This window comes from Pseudoflavonifractor gallinarum (assembly GCF_014982855.1).
Taxonomy (GTDB): Bacteria; Bacillota; Clostridia; order Oscillospirales; family Oscillospiraceae; genus Pseudoflavonifractor_A; species Pseudoflavonifractor_A gallinarum.
Genome location: NZ_JADCKF010000010.1, coordinates 90,067 through 116,286 on the forward strand (window position 1 = coordinate 90,067; position 26,220 = coordinate 116,286).

Annotated in this window: 21 protein-coding genes and 1 riboswitch; of the genes, 12 read left to right on the plus strand and 9 right to left on the minus strand. The window is 63.8% G+C overall.

The annotated features are described in order from the left end of the window. Positions 1 to 67: 67 nt before the first annotated feature. Both INF37_RS11640 and INF37_RS11645 read right to left on the minus strand, forming a co-directional pair. Complete coding sequence (locus INF37_RS11640; RefSeq protein WP_193538431.1) at positions 68 to 1,189, minus strand: SLC13 family permease; 1,122 nt, start codon at positions 1,187 to 1,189, stop codon at positions 68 to 70. A gap of 116 nt (positions 1,190 to 1,305) precedes the next feature. After that, entirely contained in the window at positions 1,306 to 1,530 is a 225-nt protein-coding gene (locus tag INF37_RS11645) for a hypothetical protein (protein ID WP_193538433.1), read from the minus strand. A gap of 424 nt (positions 1,531 to 1,954) precedes the next feature. Here INF37_RS11645 and INF37_RS11650 point away from each other — a divergent pair, with 424 nt between their 5' ends. The 7 genes from INF37_RS11650 (at position 1,955) to INF37_RS11680 (ending at position 9,669) form a co-directional block, all read left to right on the plus strand. Continuing rightward, positions 1,955 to 2,725: a LexA family transcriptional regulator gene (locus INF37_RS11650; protein ID WP_193538435.1), complete on the plus strand. Its 771-nt coding sequence runs from the start codon at positions 1,955 to 1,957 to the stop codon at positions 2,723 to 2,725. Between the two features lie 102 nt (positions 2,726 to 2,827). Then, positions 2,828 to 3,769, plus strand: a complete 942-nt coding sequence (locus INF37_RS11655; protein WP_193538437.1) for a Gldg family protein — start codon at positions 2,828 to 2,830, stop codon at positions 3,767 to 3,769. Then, positions 3,769 to 4,776, plus strand: coding sequence for a DUF4340 domain-containing protein (locus tag INF37_RS11660; protein WP_193538439.1), 1,008 nt, complete (start codon positions 3,769 to 3,771; stop codon positions 4,774 to 4,776). Before INF37_RS11655 ends, INF37_RS11660 begins: the two co-directional genes overlap by 1 nt. A 383-nt stretch (positions 4,777 to 5,159) precedes the next feature. Further along, entirely contained in the window at positions 5,160 to 5,741 is a 582-nt protein-coding gene (locus tag INF37_RS11665) for a hydrolase (RefSeq protein WP_101692922.1), read from the plus strand. Next, positions 5,738 to 6,583: an MBL fold metallo-hydrolase gene (locus INF37_RS11670; RefSeq protein ID WP_193538442.1), complete on the plus strand. Its 846-nt coding sequence runs from the start codon at positions 5,738 to 5,740 to the stop codon at positions 6,581 to 6,583. The genes INF37_RS11665 and INF37_RS11670 overlap by 4 nt, the downstream gene beginning before the upstream one ends. 119 nt (positions 6,584 to 6,702) lie before the next feature. Further along, on the plus strand, positions 6,703 to 8,490 hold the full coding sequence (locus INF37_RS11675) for a hypothetical protein (RefSeq protein WP_101692920.1): 1,788 nt from the start codon (positions 6,703 to 6,705) through the stop codon (positions 8,488 to 8,490). Between the two features lie 117 nt (positions 8,491 to 8,607). Continuing rightward, positions 8,608 to 9,669: a tetratricopeptide repeat-containing glycosyltransferase family 2 protein gene (locus tag INF37_RS11680; protein WP_193538444.1), complete on the plus strand. Its 1,062-nt coding sequence runs from the start codon at positions 8,608 to 8,610 to the stop codon at positions 9,667 to 9,669. A 302-nt stretch (positions 9,670 to 9,971) separates the two neighbouring features. On the opposite strand, the gene INF37_RS11685 is transcribed toward INF37_RS11680, so the two are convergent. Together INF37_RS11685 and INF37_RS11690 are read right to left on the minus strand one after the other, a co-directional pair. Beyond that, entirely contained in the window at positions 9,972 to 11,342 is a 1,371-nt protein-coding gene (locus INF37_RS11685; protein WP_193538446.1) for a penicillin-binding transpeptidase domain-containing protein, read from the minus strand. Beyond that, positions 11,329 to 13,248 carry an FtsW/RodA/SpoVE family cell cycle protein gene (locus INF37_RS11690; RefSeq protein WP_456239158.1) on the minus strand — a complete coding sequence of 640 codons (1,920 nt, stop codon included), beginning with the start codon at positions 13,246 to 13,248 and terminating at the stop codon, positions 11,329 to 11,331. The genes INF37_RS11685 and INF37_RS11690 overlap by 14 nt, the downstream gene beginning before the upstream one ends. Before the next feature lie 212 nt (positions 13,249 to 13,460). Further along, positions 13,461 to 13,544: riboswitch (glycine riboswitch) on the plus strand. Between the two features lie 182 nt (positions 13,545 to 13,726). On the opposite strand from INF37_RS11690, the gene gcvT reads away from it, so the two are divergent. From gcvT to lpdA, 5 genes are all read left to right on the plus strand, one after another. Next, on the plus strand, positions 13,727 to 14,806 hold the full coding sequence (gene gcvT / locus INF37_RS11695) for a glycine cleavage system aminomethyltransferase GcvT (protein WP_193538448.1): 1,080 nt from the start codon (positions 13,727 to 13,729) through the stop codon (positions 14,804 to 14,806). A gap of 70 nt (positions 14,807 to 14,876) precedes the next feature. Then, positions 14,877 to 15,257, plus strand: a complete 381-nt coding sequence (gcvH, locus tag INF37_RS11700) for a glycine cleavage system protein GcvH (protein ID WP_101692916.1) — start codon at positions 14,877 to 14,879, stop codon at positions 15,255 to 15,257. 3 nt (positions 15,258 to 15,260) lie between these two features. After that, positions 15,261 to 16,577, plus strand: coding sequence for an aminomethyl-transferring glycine dehydrogenase subunit GcvPA (gene gcvPA / locus INF37_RS11705; RefSeq protein WP_101692915.1), 1,317 nt, complete (start codon positions 15,261 to 15,263; stop codon positions 16,575 to 16,577). Beyond that, positions 16,574 to 18,022, plus strand: a complete 1,449-nt coding sequence (gcvPB, locus tag INF37_RS11710; RefSeq protein ID WP_186963665.1) for an aminomethyl-transferring glycine dehydrogenase subunit GcvPB — start codon at positions 16,574 to 16,576, stop codon at positions 18,020 to 18,022. The genes gcvPA and gcvPB overlap by 4 nt, the downstream gene beginning before the upstream one ends. Before the next feature lie 159 nt (positions 18,023 to 18,181). Beyond that, positions 18,182 to 19,564, plus strand: a complete 1,383-nt coding sequence (gene lpdA / locus INF37_RS11715; protein ID WP_193538450.1) for a dihydrolipoyl dehydrogenase — start codon at positions 18,182 to 18,184, stop codon at positions 19,562 to 19,564. A 100-nt stretch (positions 19,565 to 19,664) separates the two neighbouring features. Here the strand turns inward: lpdA and INF37_RS11720 are convergent, their stop codons facing one another. The 5 genes from INF37_RS11720 to INF37_RS11740 form a co-directional block, all read right to left on the minus strand. Further along, a complete protein-coding gene (locus tag INF37_RS11720) occupies positions 19,665 to 20,063 on the minus strand; it encodes a GNAT family N-acetyltransferase (protein ID WP_193538452.1) in 399 nt (132 codons plus the stop codon). A gap of 13 nt (positions 20,064 to 20,076) precedes the next feature. After that, on the minus strand, positions 20,077 to 22,896 hold the full coding sequence (locus INF37_RS11725) for a DNA translocase FtsK (protein ID WP_193538454.1): 2,820 nt from the start codon (positions 22,894 to 22,896) through the stop codon (positions 20,077 to 20,079). A gap of 79 nt (positions 22,897 to 22,975) precedes the next feature. After that, entirely contained in the window at positions 22,976 to 23,824 is an 849-nt protein-coding gene (locus INF37_RS11730) for an undecaprenyl-diphosphate phosphatase (protein ID WP_235964316.1), read from the minus strand. Positions 23,825 to 24,000: 176 nt separating this feature from the next. After that, entirely contained in the window at positions 24,001 to 24,696 is a 696-nt protein-coding gene (locus INF37_RS11735; RefSeq protein ID WP_186963673.1) for a ClpP family protease, read from the minus strand. A 109-nt stretch (positions 24,697 to 24,805) separates the two neighbouring features. Beyond that, positions 24,806 to 26,215, minus strand: coding sequence for an aminopeptidase (locus INF37_RS11740; protein WP_186963674.1), 1,410 nt, complete (start codon positions 26,213 to 26,215; stop codon positions 24,806 to 24,808). Between the last annotated feature and the right edge of the window lie 5 nt (positions 26,216 to 26,220).

Sequence of the window (26,220 nt, forward strand, 5' to 3'; positions counted from 1 at the left end):
AGTTGTTTCCTATACAGAGTAGCTTCTTATTTTACCTTCTTTTTTGTACTATTGCAACCCTATTCCCTTAAAAAGCGGCAAAAATCGCGGCAGCACCCGCTAACAGCACCAGTCCAATGGCATTCGCTGCCAAAAAGAAGCGCATATACCGGCCCAGCTCGGCCCCCGGCGTGCGCAGATACAGCCGCATGGAGATCAGGCTGGCCAGGGAGGCCACCGGTGTGCCCAGTCCGCCGATGTCGGTGCCGATCAGCAGCCCCCGCCAGTCCTGGGTAAACCCGGAGAAGAGCACGGCCGCCGGCACATTGCTGATGATCTGGCTGGCCAGACCGGAGACCAGGGCGGTGTTCCCCTCCAGCGCGGCGGTGAGGACCGCGCGCAGCTGGGGATTGGCCCCGATGTTCCCGGCAAAGATGAAAAAGCACACAAAGGTCAGCAGCAGGCCATAGTCCACCCGGGGCAGCAGGTCCCGTCCGGCCAGCAGCAGGCTCACCAGGACCACCGCCAGCAGCACGGGAGCCGGGATCACATGGAACACACACAGCAGGCACAGCGCAAAGAGCACGCACAGCAGCACCAGCCGCCCCCGCTTGCGCAGGGTCACCCGCTCGGGGAAGGTGACCTGGATGGTCTCCTGCTTGCCCCAGAAGAGGCACGCCGCCGCCAGCGCCAGGCCGCTGACCGCGGTCAGGGGGCCCACCACGCCGAAGAACTCGCCCGCCCCCAGCTGGAACTGATTATAGAGGTAGAGATTCTGGGGATTGCCCACGGGCGTCGCCATGCTGCCCAGGTTGGCCGCCAGGGTCTGGAGCACCACCACGGGGATCAGGCGCTCCAGCCGCCCCACCCGCTCCAGCACCAGAATGGCGAAGGGCACAAAGGCGATGAGGGCCACGTCGTTGGTCACCAGCATGGAGACAAAAAAGGGCATCAGGACCAGCAGCAGCGTGAGGGTGCGCATCCGGTGGCGGCCGGAGAGCAGGCGCTGGGCCAGCACCTCAAAGACCCCGCAGTCCTGGAATCCCGCCACCACCGCCATCAGTCCGAACAGCAGGATCAAAACCCGGGTGTCGATATAGCCCAGATAGGCCGCGGACGGTGGCGTAAGGGCCATGGACAGCACCGCACAGGCCGCCGAGATGGCCAGCACCGGCTCCCGCTTGACCCACAGACGCAATCTTTGCAACATGTTTCTCTCTCCTCTTCTCGTTCCAGATACGCACATACGGAAAGCCACCCCGAAGGATGGCTTTCCGTGGAATCATGCATCATGTACGTTTAGTTTAGCGCATCTGCCTGGGATGGTCAACCCTCAATCAGCCCGCCGTTTCGAAAATCCTCGGCCACATCTCCCATATGGAGGTAGGACAGCCCCAGCCGGTTGCACACCCGCACCAGGTGCTCCACCGCCTGACACTCGGTGGACAGCCACTGGATCACCGGCACCCCTTCTCCCTCGATCCCGTACATCGCGGGGATCCTGCTCTGGTCTGCAACCACACGGTAATTGACACAACATGTTTCCATCATAAATCCTCTTTCCTATTTCTTTTTTCGCGGCCTGAGCGCAGGCCGCTCTCTCCATGTCCACGAACTGCTTCTTGTGATTTTCCTCTATCCGTTTTCTGTTTCACACGGTATAATATGCTTGTGACCCGGCCGGTCTCCTGGACCTGCGCTGCCGCCATACCGATGTATGGAGAGAACCGATTTATGGAAGTCCCGGTGTGCGTTGCCCGGTGCAAACAGCCTGCACATCCCTCCCCGTTTTTCAATTGTTATATTTTACCATTTAAATTCTGCTTTGTTCTTTTGCTTTATTCAATATGCTGTATTTCCGATCCGATGTCAATGAGCCGTCCAAAATTTGGTTTTAATACACACTTTTTTTACCACTTCCGGTTAATTCCAGCAAAACATACCCGCACACAATTGAAATGCGGAGGATGCCATCATGTCTATGGTGAAAAAATTAGCCTATTTGAAAAAGCGGGACGGGATCACCTCGGAGACCGTGGCCGCCCGCTCCGGCATTCCGATCGGTACCTTGAATAAGATCCTCAACGGCCAGACCAAGAGCCCCTCTCTGCCCGCCCTGCGCGCCCTGGCCGCGTGCTTCCAGGTCTCCACCCGCTATCTGATGGACGACACCATCCCTCTGGAGTGCGATACCGGGGTTTACAGCGAGGAGGACGGCTTTCTCTTCCTGAACCGGGAGGAGTCCATCCTGTTTCAGCGCTACCGGAGCCTGGCGCCCTGCGACCGCAAGGCGCTGATCTCCGCGCTGGAGCAGTTCAGCCAGCCGGTCGTCCCCTCCGGCCCCGTTCTGTCCCAGCGCCTCCTCCCCTGCTATCTTCCCGTCTCCAACCCGGGGGGCGGGTCCATGGGGCACCAGTTCCAGACCAAGCTGGTCCAGGCCGACGCCCACTCCCTGGCTGCCGCGGCCGATTTTGCTCTCCTGCTGTCCGACACCTCCCTGGAGCCCGCCTTCCACCCGGGCCACATCCTTCTCTTGCAGTACGGCAGGGTGTCCAACGGGCAGCTGGGACTCTTTTCCGTCCACGGCGACTGCTACATCCGCTATCTGTCTATCCGAAGCGGGATTTGCAGACTCATCCCCATCAACAACTCTGCCCGCTCCATCACCCTCTCCTCCCCCGACGATCTGACCCACTGGGGCAGTGTCCTGGGCTCCCTGGACCCAAAGCGCTGGAAGTGGTGCTGATTTCCATACCTTACACCGCGGGCCGCAGCCGGAACTGGCTGCGGCCCACGATCTTTTCTCCGCTCTTTCCGGCTTTCACAGAAGATTTACAAATCGTACAGCATGTTCTCCTCCACGGAGGACTCCTTTGACGCGGAGGGACTGCTCACCTCCGCCATCCGCTCCGTGACCGGCGGCAGTGAGAAGTATCTCTACACCCTCTCCGGCCACGGGGAGAGCGAGCTCTCCGCCCCCATCTCCCAGGCCATGGAAAAGGCCGGATTCACGATGGCGACGGTCACCCCCCTCCTGACGGGGACCATACCGGAGGACTGCGACCTGCTGCTGGTCAACGGGCCCACCGCAGATCTCTCCCAGGAGGAGTATACGCTGCTGGAGGACTATCTCTCCGGGGGCGGACAGATGGTCTTCCTCTGCTCGGACAGCGAGGAGAACTTCCCCAACTGGAGCGCCCTGCTGGAGAGCTACGGCCTGACCCTGGTGGACGGGTATATCGCAGATGAGGAGCGGTATTATCCCCAGTTCGGCTCCCTGTTTGCCATCGCCGGGGCCATCTCCACCGGGACCGAGGTGACCCAGGGCATGAGCGAGCAGGACCTGACCCTGCTCACCAACAGCCGCGGCTTTACCCAGCAGGAGGACACCGACGCTGTAATCACCCCGGTCCTCACCACCTCTTCCCACGCCTCTGCCGTCACGCTGGACGGCCAGGAGGTCCCCGGCACCTATCTGCTGGCCGCCGTATCAGAACGCGCCGGCACGGACGGCGCCACCGGACGGCTCACCGTGCTGGGCTCCAACTCCCTGATCGACGGGGACATTCTCTCCTCCTATCCCAATCTGGTCAACGAGACGCTGTTCCTCAACCTGCTGACCGCCGGGTTCGAGGACGGCTCCAACCTCTCCATCCCGGCCAAAAGTTTGGCCGTCACCTACAATACCATTCCAAATCCCGGACTGTGGAGCGCACTGTACCTGGTGGTCCTGCCCCTGGTCATTCTGGTGACGGGATTGATCGTCTGGTGGAAACGGAGGAGACAGTGATGAACCGTCAGAAAACTACCCTAACCGTCCTGTTGGGCCTGCTGGCCCTCTGCGCCGGGGCCTATCTGGCCCTGCGGATGTGGAACAGCAGCCATCCTCCGGCCACCGACACCATTTCGGTCACCGCGTTCTCCGATCCGTCCTCCTTCTCCTTCCTTGGGACGGACGGCGAGAGTCTCTCCTTCACCAAGCAGAACGGCGTCTGGCAGTGGAATGAGGACAGCACCTTCCCCGCTGACCAGAGCGCGGTGGAGAGCCTGGCCGAGGACCTCTCTCACGTGGAGGCGGTGCGCGCCATCTCCGACCCGGAACCCCTCTCCGCCTATGGTCTGGACTCCCCCGCCTACACCATCCAGGTGGCGGACAGCGGCGGGATGGGGGCCACCCTTCTGATCGGCGCGGCGGTAAACAGCGATTATTACGCGGCGCTGGAGGGCGGGGAGACGGTATACACCATCTCCTCCTCCCTCCTCGACACCCTCTCCATCGGTCTGATGGACCTGGCCGAGCCCGAGAGCATCCCCTCGGTCCGGGAGGACAACATCCAGTCCATCCAGTGGGAGAGCGGCGGCACCACCCTCCTCCTGACCAAGGACACCGAGACCCTGTCGGTGGAATCGGAGGACACCGGCTCTGTGGAGACCGTGACCGAGTACCACTGGACGGTCAACGGCAACGCCGTCCCCCAGGACAACGAGACCCTCTCCCTCCTGCTGGATGAGCTCTCCTTCCTGGGCTTCTCCTCCTGCTACGACTATGACGCGGAGGAGAGCGTCCTCGCCTCCTGCGGGCTGACAGAACCCGCGCTGGTGCTGACGGTGTCCTATGACGACGGCCAGAGCTTCACCCTCTCCGTGGGCCAGATGGACGGGGACGGCACTTACCGCTTTGCCCTCCTCAACGACTCCCGCGCCATACAGCGCCTCTCTGCCTCCTCCATCGATGTGCTGATGGGGCTGACCCAGGAGCAGCTGCTGACCGCTCCCGACACAGAAGAAGATACCTGATCCCCTCCTGACCGCAAGCCCCGGCAATCGGGGCTTGCGGTTCCGTCTGTCAATCGAGTGCATTCCTATGATGTTTGCTGCAAGAGCCTCGCAGAGTTCCGCCGTCCGCAGACGGCGGAAGAGAGTTAAACCGTGTTTTCCGGCGGCATGTACGTCGGAAAACACTCTGCTCAGGCCGCAAGTGTGCGAGCGAAAGCGAGTGCGCGCCGTGGCCTGCATCCCCTCGAAAAAATGCTTGCATTTTTGAGAAGCGTGTCGAACACCTTCGACACGCTGACCGCAAGCCCCGGCAATCGGGGCTTGCGGTTTGTGCGCGGTCGTACTATGATGGAGGGGAACTGCCCCCGGCAGCATGGATCAAACGATACAAAGGAGAGACAACGATGGAACTGACACGAGAGCAGGGCCTGGCTCTGCTGCGCACCTACAATCAGGAGCCCTTCCACCTGCGCCACGCCTTTACAGTGGAGGCCGTGATGGACTGGTACGCCCGCACCCTGGGCTATGCGGAGGAGGCCCCCTTCTGGGCCATGGCCGGCCTGCTGCACGACATCGACTTTGAGCGCTGGCCCGAGGAGCACTGTGTGAAGGCCCCCGCGCTGCTGGAGGAGGCAGGGGCCTCTCCCGCTCTCATCCACGCGGTGGTGTGCCACGGCTGGGGGATGACCGGCGCGCAGGTCAAGCCGGAGCACGAGATGGAGCGGGTGCTCTTCGCCTGCGACGAGCTCACCGGGCTCATCGGTGCGGCCGCCCTCATGCGCCCCTCCAAGTCGGTGCAGGATATGGAGCTCTCCAGCCTGAAGAAGAAGTTCAAGGACAAGAAGTTCGCCGCCGGCTGCTCCCGGGACGTGATCCGGCAGGGCGCGGAGCTGCTGGGCTGGGAGCTGGATACCCTGCTGGACCGCACCCTCCAGGCCATGAAGGCCGGAGAGGCCGCCATCGAAGCCCAGTGTGCCGCGCTGTGATCCCCGCGCCGCTGGAGTATCCGCCCTATACGGCCCAGCGGCTGTGCCCGGGGCTGTGGCACATCCAGGACGCCACGGCCGACCATCCGCCCGGGACGCAGCCGGACGGGAGCTTTCACAGCCCCTCCAGCGTCTATGTGGTGGAGACCCCCAGCCAGGTCCTGGTCGTTGATCTGGGGCCGCCCTACCCGGGGCAGGCCCTGCGCGCCCTGGTGGACCGGATCGCCGGGGGGCGCGCCATCCAGGTGGCCATCACCCACAACCACTTCGACCACATCGGCGCTCTGCGCCAGTTTGAGGACTGCCTCCACCATCTGCCCCAACGCGATCCCATCCAGACGGCCGCCCCATCCCGCCTTCTCACCGGGGGCGAGTCTATCGCCCTGCCCCCCTATCACTTTCAGGTCCTGGCGGTTCCGGGACACACCCGGGGGAGCCTCGCCTTCTACGAGCCGGAGCAGGGCTGGCTCTTCACCGGGGACGCCTTCGGCTCCAGCTATGTCTGGCTCCTCTTCCTCCCCGACGCTGTGGAGGTCTACCGGGACACGCTGCGCCGGACCCTGGCGCTTCTGGGGGAGCGGGAGGATCTGCTCCTCCTGCCCGGGCACCGCTACCAGCAGCAGATCCTTCCCGTCCCCGGGATCGATCCCCGCTCCCCCCGCAATCCCCGGCTGGGCCTCCCCTATCTCCGGGACATGCTCACCCTGAGCGAGCAGATTTTGGCCGGGACCGCCGCCTCCCGCCCCTTCCAGGCCTGCGGCCGGGAGGACCTGGCGGCCTACACCTACGGCCGGGCCGAGATCGACGCCCTGCTGCCCGGCCGTCCGCCGGTGGAGCTCTGAACTTTCACCAAATTTTAATCTTTCTTCCGCCCTCCCTCTGTTGCTTTTTCCCCATGGAACGGCTATACTAAGGAGTATTCGCACCGGAACTTTTTGGTACAACAGAAGGAGAATGTATTTTGAATCAGTCAGCAAACGGCAAAAAACGTCGTTCCCCCCGCAGTAAAGCGGGAAAGATCCTCTTGAATCTGGTGGTCACCCTGGTGGTGGGTCTGGTCTATTTCTACGTGTCCCTGCCCGCCCTCAACCCCCAGTCCGGTGATTTTTACAGCTTCATCGGCCTGCTGTGCATCACCTATGTCATCTCGGCCCTGATCACCTCCGGCTTCTCGTCGGGTCTGGACCAGGCCGCCATGCCCAAGGAGCACTTCAAGGAGTATTTCCGCTTCATCAAGCAGCAGTGTCTCCCCATCGGCGTGCTGTTCCTGGCCCTGATCGCCGTGGCCCTGGTGGGCCAGGTCATCTCCATGCCCATCTTCCGGGCGGGGGCCTACCGGGATCTGCTGACCGTGGAGACCGGCGACTTCGCCAAGGAGATCACCCAGATCTCCTTCGACGAGATCCCCACCCTGGACAAGGACTCGGCCAATTACCTGGGTGACCGGCAGATGGGTACCCTCAGCGACATGGTCAGCCAGTTTGACTACTCCAACGAGTCCACCCAGATCAACTACCAGGGCCGCCCGGTCCGCGTGGCCCCCATCGCCTACGCCGACCTCATCAAGTGGTTCACCAACCGCACCCAGGGCCTGCCCGCCTATGTGGTGGTGGACATGGTGACCCAGGAGGCCAAGGTGGTGCGCCTCTCCGAGGGGATGAAGTACTCCTTCTCCGAGCCCCTCAACCGCAACGTCATGCGCCACCTGCGCTTCTCCTATCCCACCTACATGTTCGATACCCCCCGCTTTGAGATCGACGAGGAGGGCACGCCCTACTGGATCGCCCCCCGGATCATCAAGACCATCGGTCTCTTCGGCGGCACCGACACCAAGGGTGCAGTGCTGATGAACGCCATCACCGGCGAGTGTCAGTACTATGAGGAGGTCCCCTCCTGGGTGGACAATGTCTGCAACCCCAACCTCATCATGGAGCAGTATAACTACCACGGAACGCTGGTCAACGGCTTCATCAACTCCATCTTCGGTCAGCGGGATGTGACGGTGGTCACCCAGGGCTACAACTACATCGCCCTCAACGACGACGTGTACATGTACACCGGCGTCACCTCCATCAACTCCGACCAGTCCAACCTGGGCTTCCTGCTCTCCAACCAGCGCACCAAGGAGACCAAGTTCTACAAGGCCCCCGGCGCCACCGAGGAGGCGGCCAAGGCCTCCGCCCAGGGCGTGGTGCAGGACCTGGGCTACACGGCCACCTTCCCCCTGCTCCTCAACATCGCCGATGAGCCCACCTATTTCATCCCCCTCAAGGACGCCGCCAACCTGGTCAAGAGCTATGCCATGGTCAACGTGGCCCGGTATGACATCGTGGCCACCGGCAGCTCGGTCACGGCCTGTGAGCAGCAGTATATCCAGCTCCTGGCCCAGAAGGGGGTCACCTCAGAGGAGGAGCTGCCCCAGACCCAGGTCAGCGGCGTGATCGCGGAGATCCGCTCGGCGGTCCTGGACGGAAATACCTACTATTTCCTCCGTCTGGAGGGCGATGAGACCTTCTACACCGTGTCGGCTGCCCAGAATCCCACCGCTGTGATCCTCAACGTGGGCGATACGGTCACCATCCAGCACGAGATCCGGGAGGGCGCCTCCGACATTCTGAGCGGCTCCTCGGTCACGCTGGACCGCAGGGGCGACGGCGCTGCCGTCCCCGTGGTGCCCTCCGCCGTTCCCGCCCTTCCCCAGCCCAGCGAAACGCCTGCCGTGGAGGAATCCATCCCTCCCGCAGCGTGATCCTCTTCTAGTTCCAAGCATATTAGCCCCGTCCGATTCTGAAGAACCGGACGGGGCTGTGTTTTATCCGCCCATCCCGGCATAGGATAGAGTAAATCAGGATGGGAGGCCGCGCCGATGGAGACCATCTCGCTGTGTATGATCGTAAAAAATGAGGAGGCCGTACTGGAACGCTGTCTGAACAGCGCCCGGGGGATCTGGGACGAGCTGATCGTGGTAGACACCGGTTCCCAGGACCGGACGCGGGAGATCGCCGCCCGCTTTACCGACCAGGTCCTCTCCTTCCCCTGGCAGGACGATTTCTCTGCCGCACGCAATGCTTCCTTTGAACGGGCCTCCGGCTCCTACTGTATGTGGCTGGACGCGGACGACGTGCTGCTCCCGGAGGACCGGGACGCCTTTCTCGCCGTGAAGGAACAGGACCTGCCCGAGGCCGATGTGGTCATGGCCCGCTATCAGACTCTGGACGCGGACGGGGCCCCCGTCCTCTCCTATTACCGGGAGCGCATCGTGCGCAACGTGCCCTGGCTGCGCTGGAGCGGCGCGGTCCACGAGGCCATCCCACCGCTGGGCCGCGTGGTATACACCGAGGCGGCCGTCACCCACCGGAAGGAGCGCCCCGGCGATCCGGACCGGAATCTGCGCATCCTGGAGGGGCTGCGCGCCTCCGGGCGCAACCTCTCCCCCCGGGAACAGTTCTACTATGGCCGGGAGCTCTACGAGCACGGCCGCTATGAGGACGCCGTACAGGAGCTGGAGCTCTTTCTGACCGTAGGCTGGGGCTGGCGGGAGAACAATCTGGAGGCCTGCCGGGTCCTATCGGCCTGTTACAGCGCCCTGCACCGCCCCCGCTGTGCCCTGCGCGCCCTGCTGGAGTCCCTGGCCTTTGATTCGCCCCGGGCCGAGATCTGCTGTGACCTGGGCAATTTCTTTCTGGAGCGGGAGGATTACCGCTCTGCCATCCGCTGGTATGAGCAGGCCCTCTCCTGTACCCGGGACGACCGCTCGGGCGCCTTTGTCCGGCCGGACTGCTACGGCTATCTCCCCGCCATGCAGCTGTGCGTCTGTTACCACCGTCTGGGGGAGCGGGAGCAGGCTGCGGCCTGGAACGAGCGGGCCGGGGCATTCCGGCCGGACGATCCGGCGGTCCTGCGCAACCGCGCCTTTTTTGCGGGCTGAGCACCCAAATACAAAAAGCCGGTCCGGAATATTTCCGGACCGGCTAAAGTGTGTTTCTGCGTTTTGTGCTGCAAGAGCCTCGCAGAGTTCCGCCGTCCACAGACGGCGGAAGAAGGTCAAAATCGTGTTTTCCGGCGGCGTGTACGTCGGAAAACACTCCCCTCAGGCCGCAAGTGTGCGAGCGCCAGCGAGTGCGCGCAGCGGACTGCATCCCCTCGAAAAAATGCCTGCATTTTTGAGAAGCGTGTCGAACGTGTTCGACACGCTGAGCCGGTCCGGAGAAAACTCCGGACCGGCTCTTTTCAATATCCGTTGACGATGGCATCCAGCACTTTGGAGGCCACAGCTCCGGCGGTGTCGGAGCCGCTGCTTCCCTCCTCCACCAGGACCACGAAGGCATAGGGGGCGTCCTCGTTGCGGAGAAAACCCGCAAACCAGGTGTTGGGGGCCTTGCCGCCACCCACCTCCCCTGTGCCCGACTTGGCGCAGATGTCCATGTTGGGGAAACGGCTGCTGCCATAGGTCTGGGCCACATTGTTGGCCATCATATCCGCCAGACGGCTGGCGGTGTCCCGGTCCACCAGAGAGGCGGTCTGTTTTTTCAGGTAGAAGGACGCGGGGGTACCCAGCGGGGTCTCCGTCTTCTGGATGAGCTGGGGGACGGCAGCCTTCCCGCCGTTTGCCACTGCTCCCATCCACACCATCATGGCGCAGGGGTTGACCAGGTCGTTATACTGTCCCACACCGGCCCAGCCCAGCTGGTTGGGGGTGGTCCCCACGTCAAAGCGGCCTGCCGCCGTGGGGATCCCGTTTACCTTGTACTGGCTGGTCAGTCCGGCCTGGGTCACATAGCGCTCCATGGTCTCCGCGCCCAATTCGGCGGCCAGCTGGCCGAACACCCCGTTGCAGGAATTGGCAAAGGCCCCGTAGATGTCCATCTCCCCATGTGCGTGGGGACAGGTGATGACCTCGCCCCCCACCTGGGTGGAGCCTGTACAGGTAAAGGTCCGGCTGAACAGATCGGGGATCTCCTCAATGGCGGCTGTCAGGGTCACCGTCTTGAAAATGGAGCCCGGCGTAAAGGTCCCCGAGAGAAAGCGGTTCAGGTAGACCCCGTCATAGCGCTCGTCCCCCTCCTCAATCACCGGCGGATTGGCCGGGTCAAAGCTGGGCGAGGAGACCATGCACACGATCTCTCCGGTCTTGTAGTTGTAGACGCCCACCGTCCCCTTTTTCCCGCCCAGGGCCTGGTAGGCGATGTAGTTGTAGCGGGCGTCCAGGGTGAGGTAGAGGTCGTTTCCCTCGCCCAGGGGGCTGTATGCGCCGGTGAGCAGATTGTAGCCCGAGAGCTTATCCGCAAAGGCCACCAGCGCGCCGGTGCCGATGTTGCCCGACGGGTCGCCCACCGCATGGAGGGTGGCCTCCCGCACAGTGGCATTGTCGTAATAGCGGCGGTTTCCCGCCTCGTCCACCCAGGAGAGCACATCGCCGTCCCGGTCCAGGACCCGCCCCACGGCCAGCTGTCCCTGGCTGTTGTAGAGATGGCGGTTGGCGGCGAAGCCCGCCCAGCGTCCGCCGCTGAGCGCAAAGCGCACGCAGAACAGTCCCAGGCCCAGCAGCATGGCCAGGGCCAGCAGAAGGCAGACTACCGCCCGTTTTTCAATCTTCTTCATCGTCCGCCTCCGCTCCGTATCCGCCGTATCCGGGCCCAAAGTCAAAATCAAAGTCCACCAGATCCTCGTCCTCTCCGGTGGGGATCACTCTGCTCCGGCCCCGGGTGGAGCGGCGGGCCAGGTGCTCCTGCCGCTCAGGGCCCTTTCTCCGCCCGGGCAGGCGGATGGCAAAGCTGGCGTTCTGCCGGGTGTCGGTAGCCTTCAGGAAGGCCAGCAGGCCCCAGGACGAGAGCATGGAGGAGCCGCCGTTGGACACGAACGGGAAGGTCACGCCGGTCAGCGGCAGGATGTCCACCGCGCCCAGCACGTTCAGCGCCGTCTGGAACACCATCATGGAGGTGGCCGCACAGGCGGCAATGATATAAAAGCTGGACCGCCCCGCCCGGCAGGCCCGCACCGCAAAGACCGCCAGGGTCAGGATACAGCACACCGCCAGGACGGCGATGACGAGGCCCCACTCCTCGCAGAGCATGCCGAACACCAGATCGGTGTCGGCGGCCGGGACCCGGTAGAGCCAGCCCCGGCCTGGTCCCACGCCCACCAGACCGCCGGAGGCCGCCGCCGACATGGTGCGGGTCTGCTGAAAGCCTCCGTCCGAGGCGTACTGCCAGGCGTGCCCCCAGGTGGCAAAGCGCCGCAGGATGTAGGGTTTGAGGGAGAGCAGCATGAACCCGCCGAAGACGGCCGCGCCGCAGATGAGGGCCAGGGTGGCCCAGTCTCCGGAGCGGAGATAGGCGATCACCAGGAAGGTGATGAAAAAGATGGCCGCGGTGCCAAAGTCGCTCATCAGCGCCAGGCAGCCCATACAGGCTCCGGTCAGGACGATGAACAGGCCCAGGTTCCGCTTCCGGAAGAGGCGCTCCAGCGTGGCGGCCCCGGCAAAGATGTAGCAGATCTTGGCCACCTCCGAGGGCTGGAAGGAGATGCCGCCGATGCTGATCCAGTTGGCCGCGCCGTATTTCACCTGCCCCACCACCAGGGACAGACCCAGCAGGCAGATGGCCCCCACCGCCATGACCCAGCGGATCTTCTTCACCCGCTCCAGGTCCCGGAGAAAGATCCCCAGCACCAGGAAGAGCACCAGCCCCAGCAGCATGGCGGCCAGTTGCTTGAAGAGGGCGTGGGGCGCGGAGGACGCGGTCACCGACAGGGACAGGGTACACAGGAAAAAGGCAATGAGCTCCATCTCAAAGCCCACTCGCCGCAGTGCCCGCAGGGTGAGGAAGTAGATCCACATCAGAGCGGTCAGCGTAAAGAAGGCCAGGGGCAGGGAGACCTCGGCCTCCTCCCCCGCCGCTACCACCAGCTGGAGGGCGGCCAGGACCTGAAAGACCGTCAGGAGCACCAGCGGCCCCCAGGGCGAGGAGGGCTTCTCCACCCTCCGGCGGCGCTGCCGCCGCTCCTCCTGCTCCTCCTGGGAGACCGGCAGCAGCACGGTCTCCACTCCGCCCAGGCTGAGCACGTCACCAAAGGTCACCGGCGCGCTGCCCTGGACCGGCTTTCCATTGACCCGTACCCCGCCCTTGGAGTCCAGGTCGTGGACGGTCCAGGTGTCATCCTCGGCACGGATCAGCGCCGCGTGCTGGCGGGAGACCACCGGGTAGTTGAGCACTACGTCCGAGGACTTTCCCCGCCCCAGAATGTTCTCCCAGTGGGTCAGGGGCTCCTCCGCCCCGTTGGGCAGGGTCAGGTAGGCCCACACCTCCGGCAGATGGGGGACCTTTAACAGGGAGCGGATGGCCCCGGCCAGAATCCCCAGCGCCAGCACCGGGAACACAAAGCGGACCACCGAGGTAAACCAGGCTGCCAGCATGGGATAACGGGCCGGCAGCGTCAAAAACGCATGGATCAGATCCTGCGGCTGTGATAAAAGCAATGCGACATCCTCCTTTTTAACGGAATCCAAAGGGATTGCCTCCTATTATACCACAACTTTTTCCCCGCGCAAATCGGCCCGTTTTGCCCCCCCGCTCCGGGCAGCCGGAGTCCCCCCTCCGATTTCTCCGGGGGAATTTCAAAAAAACGGTTGACTTTTCTTGGATTTGTATTATACTTATAAGTACAAAATAAAACTCAATAGTTTAAACTCCTTATATTGAAAAATTCTATATCGTTCGGATGACATGACCGAGAGAGTGCGAGGACAGTCGCCGCCGAAGGGGAATCAGAAAATCTCTCAGGCAAACGGATCGGCCATTGACGAGACTCTGGAAAGCGTGGAAGTTTTTTCCTCGCACCGAAGATGCAACCTCATCTATGTGAGGGAAACTTTCAGGTTATGACAGAGCGTATAGCATTTGCTATGCGCTTTTTTCATACCATTCAGTAACCGTCAGTATAATTTCTAATTTTTCTAGTTTACATTATCACAGGAGGTCATGATCATGGAGCGAAAAACCCCACTTTACGACTGCCACGTGGCGGCAGGCGGTAAAATTGTCCCCTTTGCAGGCTGGCTGCTGCCGGTCCAGTACAGCGGCGTGGTCGCCGAGCATATGGCGGTGCGCACGGCCTGCGGACTCTTTGACGTCTCCCACATGGGCGAGCTGGTCCTCCGGGGCAAGGACGCCCTGGCCAATCTCAACCGCCTGCTGACCAACGACTACACCGACCTCCAGACCGGCTACGCCCGGTACAGCCTCATGTGCTATGAGAGCGGCGGCGTGGTGGATGACCTGATCGTCTACAAGTGCTCGGACGAGGCCTATCTCATCGTCGTCAACGCGGCCAACTGCGAAAAGGACGCCCAGTGGATCTCCGAGCATCTCTCCGGCGAGTGCACCATGGAGAACATCTCCGACTCCGTGGCCCAGGTGGCCCTCCAGGGTCCCAAGGCCGAGGCGGTCCTCTCCAAACTCTCCAAGACCATCCCGGCCGGCAACTATACCTTCATCGCCCAGGGCGAGGTGGACGGCATCCAGGCCCTGGTCTCCCGCACCGGCTACACCGGTGAGGACGGCTTTGAGATCTACTGCGCCGCCGCCGATGCCCCCGCCCTGTGGGAAAAGCTCCTGGCCGCCGGCAAGGACGAGGGACTCATCCCCTGCGGCCTGGGCGCCCGCGACACCCTGCGCCTGGAGGCCGGCATGCCTCTCTACGGCCACGAGCTCTCCGCCGAGATCAACCCCTACGAGGCGGTGCTGGGCATCTTCGTCAAGATGGATAAGCCCGACTTCATCGGCAAGGCCGCTCTGGAGCAGGCCCGTCCCGTCTCCCGCCGCAAGGTTGGCCTGAAGGTCACCAGACGGGGTATCATCCGGGAGCACTGCGACGTATACGCCGGCGAGGAAAAGGTGGGCTTCGTCTCCTCCGGCACCCACTGCCCCTACCTGGGCTACGCGGTGGGCATGGCCATGGTCCCCGTGGAGTACAAGGAGCCCGGTACCAAGCTGCTGGTGGACGTGCGCGGCCGCAAGGTGGAGTGCGAGGTCATCAAGACTCCCTTCTACAAGCGGGCCCAGTGATCCTCTTTCCTTTGAACCAAAACTATGTACATAAAAAATCAAAAATCATATCGATAAAGGAGAAATTATTATGAACTTTCCTGCTGATCTGAAGTACGCCAAGTCTCACGAGTGGGTTCGCCAGGAGGGCGACACCTATGTCATCGGCCTGACCGACTTTGCCCAGGACGAGCTGGGCGACATCGTCTTTGTCAACCTGCCCCAGGAGGGCGACGCCGTCTCCGCCGGCGAGGCCTTCTCCGATGTGGAGTCCGTCAAGGCGGTCTCCGACGTCCTCTCCCCCGTCTCCGGCACCGTCGTGGCCGTCAACGAGGAGCTGATGGACGATCCCGCCAAGGTCAACAGCGATCCCTATGGCGCCTGGTTCATCAAGGTCGAGAATGTCAGTGATGTGGAGGAGCTGCTGGACGCCGCCGCCTACGAGGCCCACTGCGCCGCGGAAAAGGAGTAATCTATGTCGAGTTATCTGTGCTCTACCCCGGAAGAGCGGCAGGCCATGCTGGAGGTCCTGGGCATGAAGTCCATGGACGACCTCTACGTGGATGTGCCGGAGGAGGTCATGATCAAGGGCCCCCTCAACCTGCCCGCCCCCAAGTCCGAGCTGGACATCCGCCGGACCATGGAGTCTCTGGCGGAACACAACACCCGCTTCCATACCATCCTGCGGGGCGCCGGCGCCGAGCGCCACTACATCCCCGCCGCCGTCTCCCGCATCACCAGCAATGAGATCTTTGTCACCGCCTACACCCCCTATCAGGCCGAGGTCAGCCAGGGTGTGCTCCAGTCCATCTTTGAGTTCCAGACCATGATGTGCGAGCTCACCGGTATGGACGTGTCCAACGCCTCCGTCTACGACGGCGGTACCGCCGCCGCCGAGGCCGTGGCCATGTGCAAGGAGCGCAAGCGCACCAAGGTCCTGGTCTCCGAGACCACCCACCCCGACGCGCTGGCCGTCATCAAGACCTACTGCTACGGCTCCAACACCGAGGTGATCACCGTGCCCGCCAAGGACGGCGTCACCGATCTGGAGGCCCTCAAGTCCCTGCTGGGCGAGGACTCCGCCTGCTTCTACGTGCAGCAGCCCAACTTCTTCGGCATGCTGGAGGACTGCGACGCCCTGGGCGAGGCGGTCCACGCCGCCGGAGCCAAGTACATCATGGGCGTCAACCCCGCCACCCTGGGCGTGCTCAAGAGCCCCCGGGAGTACGGCGCCGATATCGCCGTGGGCGAGGCCCAGCCTCTGGGCATGCCCCTCTCCTGGGGCGGCCCCTACCTGGGCTTCATGACCTGCACCACCGCCATGATGCGCAAGCTCCCCGGCCGGATCGTGGGCGAGACCACCGACGACAAGGGTGAGCGCGCCTTCGTCCTCACCATGCAGGCCCGCGAGCAGCACATCCGCCGCGAGAAGGCCAGCTCCAACATCTGCTCCAACCAGGCCCTGTGCGCCCTGACCGCCTCGGTCTACCTGGCCGAGATGGGCCCCGCCGGTCTGGCTGAGGTGGGCAACCAGTGCTACGCCAAGGCCCACTATCTGGCCTCCGAGCTGTGCAAGATCGAGGGCGTCGAGCTGGTGTTCCCCGGCGAGTTCTTCCATGAATTTGTCACCACCCTGCCCGATACCTACCGGGTCCTCTGTGCGCTGGAGAAGAAGGGCATCCTGGGCGGCCTGCGCCTGCGGGAGGGCGTGCTGTGGTGCGTCACCGAGTACTGCACCAAGGCTGACCTGGACGAGGCTGTGGCCGTCATCAAGGAGGCGTACGGAAAATGAAACTGATTTTTGAATTGAGCAAGCCCGGCCGCGGCAACAAGGTCCTCACCCCCTATCAGACCACCCTGAACCTCAACCCCACCGCGGAGGTCCCCGCCGTGGAGATCCCCGCCGCCTTCCGCCGGAGCTCGGCCCCCCGTCTCCCCGAGGTGAGCGAGAACGATCTCTCCCGCCACTATAACGCCCTGGCCCGCCGCTCCTTCGGCGTGTGCGACGGCTTCTATCCCCTGGGCTCCTGTACCATGAAGTACAACCCCAAGATCAACGAGGTCATTGCCAACCTCTTCAAGTTCACCGACATCCATCCCCTCCAGCCCAAGCACACGGTCTCCGGCTGCCAGACGGTCTACGCCCTGGCCGAGAAGTACCTGTGCGGCATCACCGGCATGGATGCCATGACCTTCCAGCCCGCCGCCGGCGCCCACGGTGAGTTTACCGGCATCCTGCTCATCAAGGCCTACCATGACTCCCGCGGCGACTACGCCCGGAAAAAGGTCATCGTCCCCGACTCGGCCCACGGCACCAACCCCGCCACGGCGGCCATGTGCGGCTACGAGGTGTGCTCCATCCCCTCCACGCCCGACGGCATGGTGGACCTGGACGCCCTGCGCGCCGCGGTCGGTCCCGACACGGCCGCCCTGATGCTGACCAACCCCAACACCATCGGCAAGATCGACAAGAACATTCTGGAGATCACCAAGATCGTCCACGACGCAGGCGGCCTGTGCTACTACGACGGCGCCAACCTGAACGCGGTGATGGGCGTGGCCCGTCCCGGCGACATGGGCTTTGACGTGTGCCACCTGAACCTGCACAAGACCTTCTCCACCCCCCACGGCGGCGGCGGCCCCGGCTCCGGCGCGGTGGGCTGCAAGAACATCCTCAAGCCCTTCCTGCCCGGCTCGGCCATCGGCGGAGGCGGCGGAGAGCAGTCCGTGGGCCAGGTCAAGATGTTCTTCGGCAACTTCCTGGTGGTCCTGCGCGCCCTGGCCTATCTGATGACCCTGGGCAACTCCGGCGTGCGGGAGGCCGCCCAGACCGCGGTCCTCAACGCCAACTACATGAAGGCCAAGATGGAAGAGGCCGGCTATGTCTGCGCCTATCCCGGCATCTGCATGCACGAGTTTGTGCTGGACCTGTCCCAGCTCAAGAAGGAGACCGGCGTCTCCGCGCTGGATGTGGCCAAGAGCATGCTGGACCACGGGATCCATCCCCCCACGATGTACTTCCCCCTCATCGTCCACGAGGCGCTCATGTTCGAGCCCACCGAAACCGAGTCCCGGGAGACCATCGACGAGGCCTGCGCCGTCATGGCGGAGATCCTCAAGACGGCCAAGGAGGACCCCGAGGCCTGCCACACCGCGCCCCACCACACGGTCATCGGCCGTCCCGACGAGACCAAGGCGGCCCGCCATCCCGTGGTGCGCTACGACTTCAATTCCTGATCTGACCGCATGGCGGCGTCCGCTTCCCGGCGGGCGCCGCTTCTGCGTGTCGAACCCGTTCGACACGCTTCTCAAAAACGACAAGCGCTGCCGCAGAACACGCCGGAATCTATTTCTTCGGTGGGCGCCGCTTTTATTGAATGACTGGAGGTATCACCCATGCAATATGATCTGCTCGTCATCGGCGGCGGGCCCGGCGGCTTTGCCGCTGCCGTCAAGGCCGCCCAGCTGGGAAAGAAAGTCGCCCTCTTCGAGGCGCGGGAGCCCGGCGGCACCTGTCTCAACCGGGGCTGTATCCCCACCAAGGCCCTGATGCACACCTCCCAGCGCTATCAGGAGCTGAAGGAGGGCATCCCCGGTATCGCCCTGGGCGACGTAAAGCCCGACTGGGCCGGGCTGGCCGCCCGGAAAAACGAGGTGGTCTCCACCCTGCGGGACGGAATGGCCTCCCTCATCAAGGGCAACAAGATCGACCTGATCGCCGAGCACGCCGTCATCACCGGCCCCCAGACCGTCCGGGCCGGAGAGAACACCTATGAGGGCGCGCATATCCTGGTCGCCGCCGGCTCCATCCCCTCCCGTCCTCCCATCCCGGGACTGGACCTGCCTGGGGTGGTGACCAGCGACGAGCTGCTGGACGACATCTCTCCCCGGGACTCCATGGTCATCATCGGCGGCGGCGTCATCGGCGTGGAGCTGGCCACCGTCTGGGCCGCCATGGGCACCAAGGTGGTCATCGTGGAGGCGCTGGAGCGCATTCTGGCCAACCTGGACCGGGAGATCTCCCAGTCGGTCTCCATGCAGCTGAAAAAGCAGGGTGTGGAGATCTATACCTCCGCCATGGTCTCCCGGCTGACGGAGGAGGACGGCCGTCTCACCGTCCACTTCACCCACAAGGAGGAGGAGAAGGCGGCCTCCGGCGTCACCGTGCTGGCCGCCATGGGCCGCCGGGCCAACACCGCCGGGCTCTTCGATGGCGTGGAGGTGGAGCTCAACCGGGGCATGCTGGTGGTCAATGACCGCTATGAGACCTCCGTGCCCAGCATTCTGGCCATTGGCGACGCCATCGGCGGCATCCAGCTGGCCCACAAGGCCGAGGCCGAGGGCGTCCGCGCCGTGGAGCTCCTCTACGGCCATGTGCCCGAGCGTGTGTCCTCCCCCATCCCCTCCTGCGTCTACACCTCCCCGGAGATCGCCCAGACCGGCCTGACCGCCGACGAGTGCAAGGCCCAGGGCATCCCCACCCTGGTGGGCAAGTACGTGATGGGCGGCAACGGCCGCACCGTGATCGAGGGGGGCGGGCGCACCTTCATCAAGGTGGTCTTCCACGGGGAGAGCCACGTCCTGCTGGGGGCCCAGCTTCTCTGCCACCGGGCCACCGATCTCGTCAGTGAGCTCAACACCGCCGTCACCCTGGGGCTGACCGCAGAGCAGATGCTCTCCCCCGTCCGGCCCCATCCCACCTTCGCCGAGGGAATCAGCGAGGCGGTGGAGGCCGCCTTCGGCCAGAGCCTCCACTCCGCGCCGGTGCGCAAGCGTTAATAACTGCGATAACCACAGCGCCCGGGACCGATTGGGTCCCGGGCGCTTCGCGTGTCGAACCGATGCGGCACGCAAAAAAGCCGCCCGCAGGCGGCTTTTTTCAGTCCAGTTCCTTGATAAAGTAGTACCGGCCATGGGTGCCGGCGTAGGGCTCCACCCGGCCGAACTCCCGGAACCCCAGCTTGGGGTAGTACTCCGGGGCCTGGAAGGAGAAGGTGTCCAGCTCGATGCGCTTGGCGCCCCGGGCCCTTCCCGCCGCCTCCACCCGGGCGAGGAGCTCCCGCCCCACGCCCCGGTGCCGCAGGGACTCGTCCACCCAGAGGATCTCCACATAGATGCAGTCCCCCAGCAGGCGGGCCAAAATCCCGGCTACCACCCGGCCGTCCTCCTCCACACACTGGGAGAGGTCCGTACTCGTGCCGATATAGGGCTGATTGTAAGCACGCAGGCCCTCCAGCACCGCCTGTTCATCCTGCTGTGTGCACTCTCTCCACTCCATACTCGCTGCCTCCTCAGTCGTCCAGATCAAAGGGGGGCGCCTGTTCGATGGCATCCCGCTCAAATTCCAGCTCTTCGGGCACCGGCTCCGACATGGGAGAGGCCCCGGCCGGCATGTTCTGCTTATACTGCATCTCCTGCCACTGGGCCTTGGAGATGAGGACCTGACGGGGCTTGGAGCCCTCAAAGGGACCCACCACGCCCTTCTCCTCCATCTGGTCCACCAGGCGGGCCGCCCGGGAATAGCCCAGCTTCAGACGCCGCTGGAGCATGGACACCGATGCCATGCCGGTTTCCACCACCACCTCGATGGCGTTGGGCAGGAGCTCGTCGTAATCGTCCTCGGAGCTGTCGACGGCGCTCTCTCCGCCGCCCTTGTTCCCCTTGTCCTTGGCCGCGGCGTTCTGCTCGATCTCGTGGAGGACCTCCTCGTCGTACTCCGCGGTGCCGCTGCGCTTGACGAACTCCACCACGCTGGCCACTTCCTCGTCCGAGATGAAGCAGCCCTGTACCCGCTGGGGCTTGCCCGAGCCCAGGGGGAAGTAGAGCATGTCGCCCCGGCCCACCAGCTTCTCCGCGCCGGTGGTGTCCAGGATGATGCGGGAGTCCAGAGAGGACTGGACCGCAAAGGCGATGCGGCTGGGGATGTTGGCCTTCATGAGGCCGGTGATGACGTCGGCCGAGGGACGCTGGGTGGCGATGATCAGGTGCATGCCCGAGGCGCGGCCCATCTGGGCCACACGGCAGATGGACTCTTCCACCTCTTTTGCGGCCACCAGCATCAGGTCGGCCAGCTCGTCGATGACCACCACCACCGAGGGCATTTTCTTCATTCCCTCGGTGCGCTCGGCCAGGGCGTTGTAGGATTTCAGGTCCCGCACTCCCACCTCGGCGAAGGAGCGGTACCGCTTCATCATCTCGGTCACCGCCCACTGGAGGGCGCCGGCCGCCTTTTTGGGGTCGGTCACCACGGGGATGAGCAGATGGGGGATGCCGTTATAGATGCCCAATTCCACCATCTTGGGGTCCACCATGATGAGGCGGACCTCCTCGGGTGTGGCCTTATAGAGCAGGGAGATGATGAGGGAGTTGGTACACACCGACTTACCGGAGCCGGTGGTACCTGCGATGAGCAGATGGGGCAGCTTTCCGATGTTGCACACCACGCAGCGGTTGCTGATGTCCTTGCCCACCGCGAAGGAGACCTTGGACGGGCTCTCCCGGAACTCCCGGGAGTCGATCACGTCCCGGATACCCACCGGGGCCACCAGCTTGTTGGGCACCTCGATGCCCACCATGGAGATCTTGCCCGGAATGGGGGCGATGCGCACTCCGGTGGCGCCCAGGGCCAGCGCGATGTCGTCGGTGAGGTTGGTGAGCTTGTTCATCCGCACGCCCTGGGCCAGCTCCAGCTCATACCGGGTGACCGAGGGGCCCCGCACCGCGTCCACGATGGCCGCGTCGATGCCGAAGGAGTGGATGGTGTCGGCCAGCCGGAGCTGGTTGGCCTGGAGCTCCCCGGCCATGTCGCTGGCCGAGACCCCCCGGCTCTGCTGGAGCAGATCGATGGGGGGATACTGATACTCCGGCCCCACCTCTTCCCGCTCCAGGCTCTGGGTGATGTCCCGGCTCACCTCGGCGGCGGCCCGGGCGGTCTCCTCCGCCTTGGCCTTGGGCGCGGTCACCGCGGGCTCCCGCTGGATCTCGGGCATGGGCGGCATGGGAGGACGGACCGGCTCGGGCTCCTCCACGGGCAGAGGGGCGGGCTCCGGCGGACTCTCCCGCCGGAAGAGTCCCAGCGGGGGCTTGGGCTCGGGAGCAGGCTGGACCACCGGCTCCTCCACCCGCTCGGGCACCGGGGTCTGGACCTCCGCCGCCGGCTCCTCCACTTCCGCCTCCGGCTGGACCGGGGCGGGCTCGGGCTTGCTCAGCACAGGCACCGTGGGCTCGGGCGGCTGGACCCGGTCTCTCCCCGCCAGGACCTCATCGGGCGTGGGCACCGAGGGCTTCTGGTTGAAGAACTTGCCCTTCTTGGTAAAGAGCGGGCTGGACACCGGCGCTTTCCCCACCAGGGGTCCCTCGTCCACCGGGATGTCGATCTCCGCGCTTCCCCGACCCCGGGGGGCAGGAGCGGGGGCTGGCTTCTTCTCTCTGCGGGGCGGGAGCTCTTCCTCCTCGTAGGCCGGGCGGTCCCGGATATAGTCCACGATATCGGCCAGGGTCACCCGCGCCGCCCCCATGACCAGAAGGGCCCCGGTGAGCAGGAAGACGATGCCCGCGCCGAACTTGCTGAAGATGGCCCCGAAGGACAGGGCCAGAATGCCGCTGACCACGCCGCCGCTCTGAAGGGCTTCGCCCTCCTTCCAGAGGGTCTGGAAGAGCTTGAGGTCCCAGGCGTAGGTTCCCTTGGCCAGAAGCAGGTGGAGCAGCGCGCCGAAGACTACCGGCAGCAGCAGGGTACACCAGACCCGCAGCTGGACCGGACGTCCCCGGTGGAAGGCCAGAATCCCGCTAGCCACCAGCAGCATGGGGGGCAGTAGCAGGAAGCCGTAGCCGATCAGGCCCTTGACCCCGCCCACGAAAAAGTCGATGAAGAGGGCCTTGACCTGGAAATAGCCCAGCGCGGCAAAGATGGCCAGAAGCAGGCAGATCAGCGCGCCTACCCCCCGCCGGATGGGCTTGGGGGCGGAAGCGCCGCTCTTTTTCCGGCTCCCGCCGGAGGCGCGGGACTTCCCTGCACCGGAGGAGGCACGGCTCGTCCCGCCGCTCCGCTTGGTCCCGGAGCGGGGAGCGGCTCGCTTTCCCCCGGATGACTTCTTTTGTGCTGTGGCCATGGAGTTCATCCTTTCTGCGCAGAATGAGGCATGGTCACCATGCCTCATTCCCTAGAGTTTCAATGGTTGTAAAGTTTCATTACTTGCCGAAGAAGGGCACAATGATCCCGGCGATGAGAGAGCCCAGGCCCACGACCCAGCAGTAATAGGCGAACATGCCGAAGCGTCCCTTGTCCGAGAGGAGGTTCACCAGCCGGATGGCGAAATAGCCCACCACCGCCGCCACGATGACGCCGGCGATGTATCCGGGGATGAGGGCGGGGTCCACTCCCTCAGCGGCCGCCTCCCCGATCTTGAGCAGGTTGGCCCCCAGTACGGCGGGCAGGCTCATCAGGAAGGAGAAGCGCACCGCGAACTTCCGGTCAAAGCCCCGGAAGAGCCCGGTGGAGATGGTGATACCGGAGCGGGAGATCCCGGGTATGGTGCCCACGGCCTGGGCCGCGCCCACCAGAAGGGCATCCACCAGCGTGGCACTCTTGGCGTTCTTGTGTCCCTTGGCCCGCCGATCCGAGAAGAAGAGCAGGAATCCGGTCAGGAGCATGGCGATGGAGACCGAGATATTGTGGGAGAAGGTCCGCTCCAGCCACTTGTGGATGGGCAGGAGGACAACGAGCGGCAGGGTGGCCGTCACCAGCAGGATGATCATGCGCCCGGCCGGTGTGGGACGTCCCATCCCCTTGGGGTCCCGCTTGACCAGGGCGGTCACCCACGCGCCGAAGGCCCGCAGCATCTCCCACACGTCCTTGTGGTAGTAGATACAAACCGAGATCAGTGTTCCCAGATGAAGGAGCACCGAAAAGAGCATGGATTCGGTCTCTTTCATCCCGAAAAAGGTCTCAAACAGCACCAGGTGGCCAGAGCTGGAAATGGGAAGAAATTCCGCAATGCCCTGGATCACGCCCATCAGTATGGATTGTATCAGATTCAACCCGGATCCCTCCATTCTCCTTCACCGCCCCTTCTCGATCCTCTCTGCGGGACGGCGTGCAGACGGTATGCATGACATACAGGAATATGATACCATACTTTCCCGCAGATTTCCACGTTTTTTCTTGCCGTTATGTCAACAAAAAAGGAATGGAGCAAACTCCATTCCTCTCTGTTTTATCCTCTTGTCCGCTCGCTCTCTCTGCGGTCCATCATCTGGTGCAGGCACTCCAGCGCGTCGGAGAGGCCGCCCACATGGTCGATGAGTCCAATGGCCACCGCCTCTTCCCCGTGGACCACGCTGCCCACGTCGGCGGCCAGCTCCCCGGTCTGGAGCATCAGCTCGGTAAAGGTATCCCGCTGGATCCTGCTGTGGCGGGTGACAAAGTCCAGAATCCGCTCCTGGATGCGGCTGAAATAGTGGAAGGTCTGGGACACGCCGATGACCGTTCCCGACATGCGCACCGGATGGATGGTCATGGCGGCCGAGGGCGCGATGAAGGAGGTCTGCGCAGACACCGCCAGCGGCACGCCAATGGAGTGCCCGCCTCCCAGCACCAGGGATACCGTGGGCTTCTTCATCCCGGAGATGAGCTCCGCGATGGCCAGCCCCGCCTCGATGTCCCCGCCCACGGTGTTGAGGAGGACCAGAAGGCCGTCGATGTCGTCGCTCTCCTCCACCGCGGCCAGCAGCGGCAGCACATGCTCGTATTTGGTGGTCTTGGTGGACGGGTCCAGAACCTGGTGTCCCTCGATCTGGCCCACAATGGTCAGGGTATGGATGGCGCCCCGCCGGGTGCGGATCACGGAGGAGCCCAGCTCTTCGATCTGGGCCCGCCCCTCTTCCATCTGCTCGGATTTGTTTTGCTCCATGTCGGTTCCCCCCTCTTGGTTTGAGGATAGGTTGCCCGATTTTTTGCCCGCTATCCAAAAAGGAGCCCCGGACAAACGTCCGGGGCTCCTCGGTGTTCTATGGGCTCTTTTACTTGGCCTCGTAGACCGCCTTCATGCCCTTGTAGGTCATGTAGCAGTCCAGCTTGGAGACCGTCTCAAAAGGAGAGTGCATGGAGAGCACGGGCACACCGGCATCGATGGTGTCGATATCGCGGTTGGCCATGAAGCAGGCCACGGTGCCGCCGCCGCCCGCGTCCACCTTGCCCAGCTCGGCCATCTGCCAGAGCACGCCGGCCTCGTCCAGGGTGCGGCGGACATAGGCCACCACCTCGGCGGCCGCGTCGGAGGAGCCGGACTTGCCCCGGGCTCCGGTGTACTTGGACAGGCCCATACCGTAGTTGACACGAGCGCTGTTGCGCTTCTCATAGACCTCGGGGAAATTGGGATCGTAAGCCGCGGTCACGTCGGCGGAGAGGCAGAAGGACTTCTCGTAGCAGGCCTTCAGGGGCACCTTCTGGGTGTCGCACAGGTCGGACATGAAGGTGTCAAAGGTGGCGGACTGCATGCCGGACACGCCCTCGGAGCCGATCTCCTCCTTGTCGGCCAGGATGCACACGGCGGTGCGCTCGGGCACGCCCAGCTCCAGGATGGCGGCAAACTCCGCATAGGCGCACACCCGGTCATCGTGGCCATAGGCGCCGATGAGGGAGCGGTCAAAGCCGATGTCGCTGGCACGGAAGGCGGGGACGGCCTCCAGCTCGGCGGAGATGAAGTCCTCCTCCACGATGCCGTACTTCTGGTTCAGGATATCCAGGATGGCCAGCTTGACCCGGTCGGCGCCCTCGTCGTCCTTAAAGGGACGGCTGCCCACCAGGATGTTCAGGCTCTCGGCGGGGATGGCCTCGCCCAGGGGCTTCTTGGACTGCTCCGCGCCCAGGTGGGGCAGCAGATCGTCCACGGTGAAGAGGGGATCGCCGGCGCCGGTGCCGATGGCCACCTTGAGAACGGTGCCGTTCTTCAGGGCGATCACGCCGTGGAGCTCCAGGGGGATGGTCACCCACTGGTACTTGCGGATGCCGCCGTAGTAGTGGGTCTTGAAGAAGGCCATCTCGCCGTCCTCATAGAGAGGATTGGGCTTCAGGTCCAGGCGGGGAGAGTCGATATGGGCCGCGCCGATGTTTACGCCATCGGCCAGGGAGCGATTGCCGATCACCGCCAGCATCAGGGCCTTGCCCCGGTTGGAGCGGTAGACCTTGTCGCCCGCCTTGAGCTCCATGCCCCGGACAAAGGGCTTGAAGCCCCGGGCCTCGGCCTGACGGATGGCCTCGTCCACACACTCCCGCTCGGTCTTGCCGGCGTCCAGGAACTTCTTATACTCCTCGCAGTAAGCACGCATGGCCGCCTCTTCATCGGCGGAAATACGATCGTAACCATTCTTGGGGGCGTAGCAGAGCGCTTCGCGGCGCAGCTCACCCACACTCTTTTTCTTGTCTTCCATAGGAA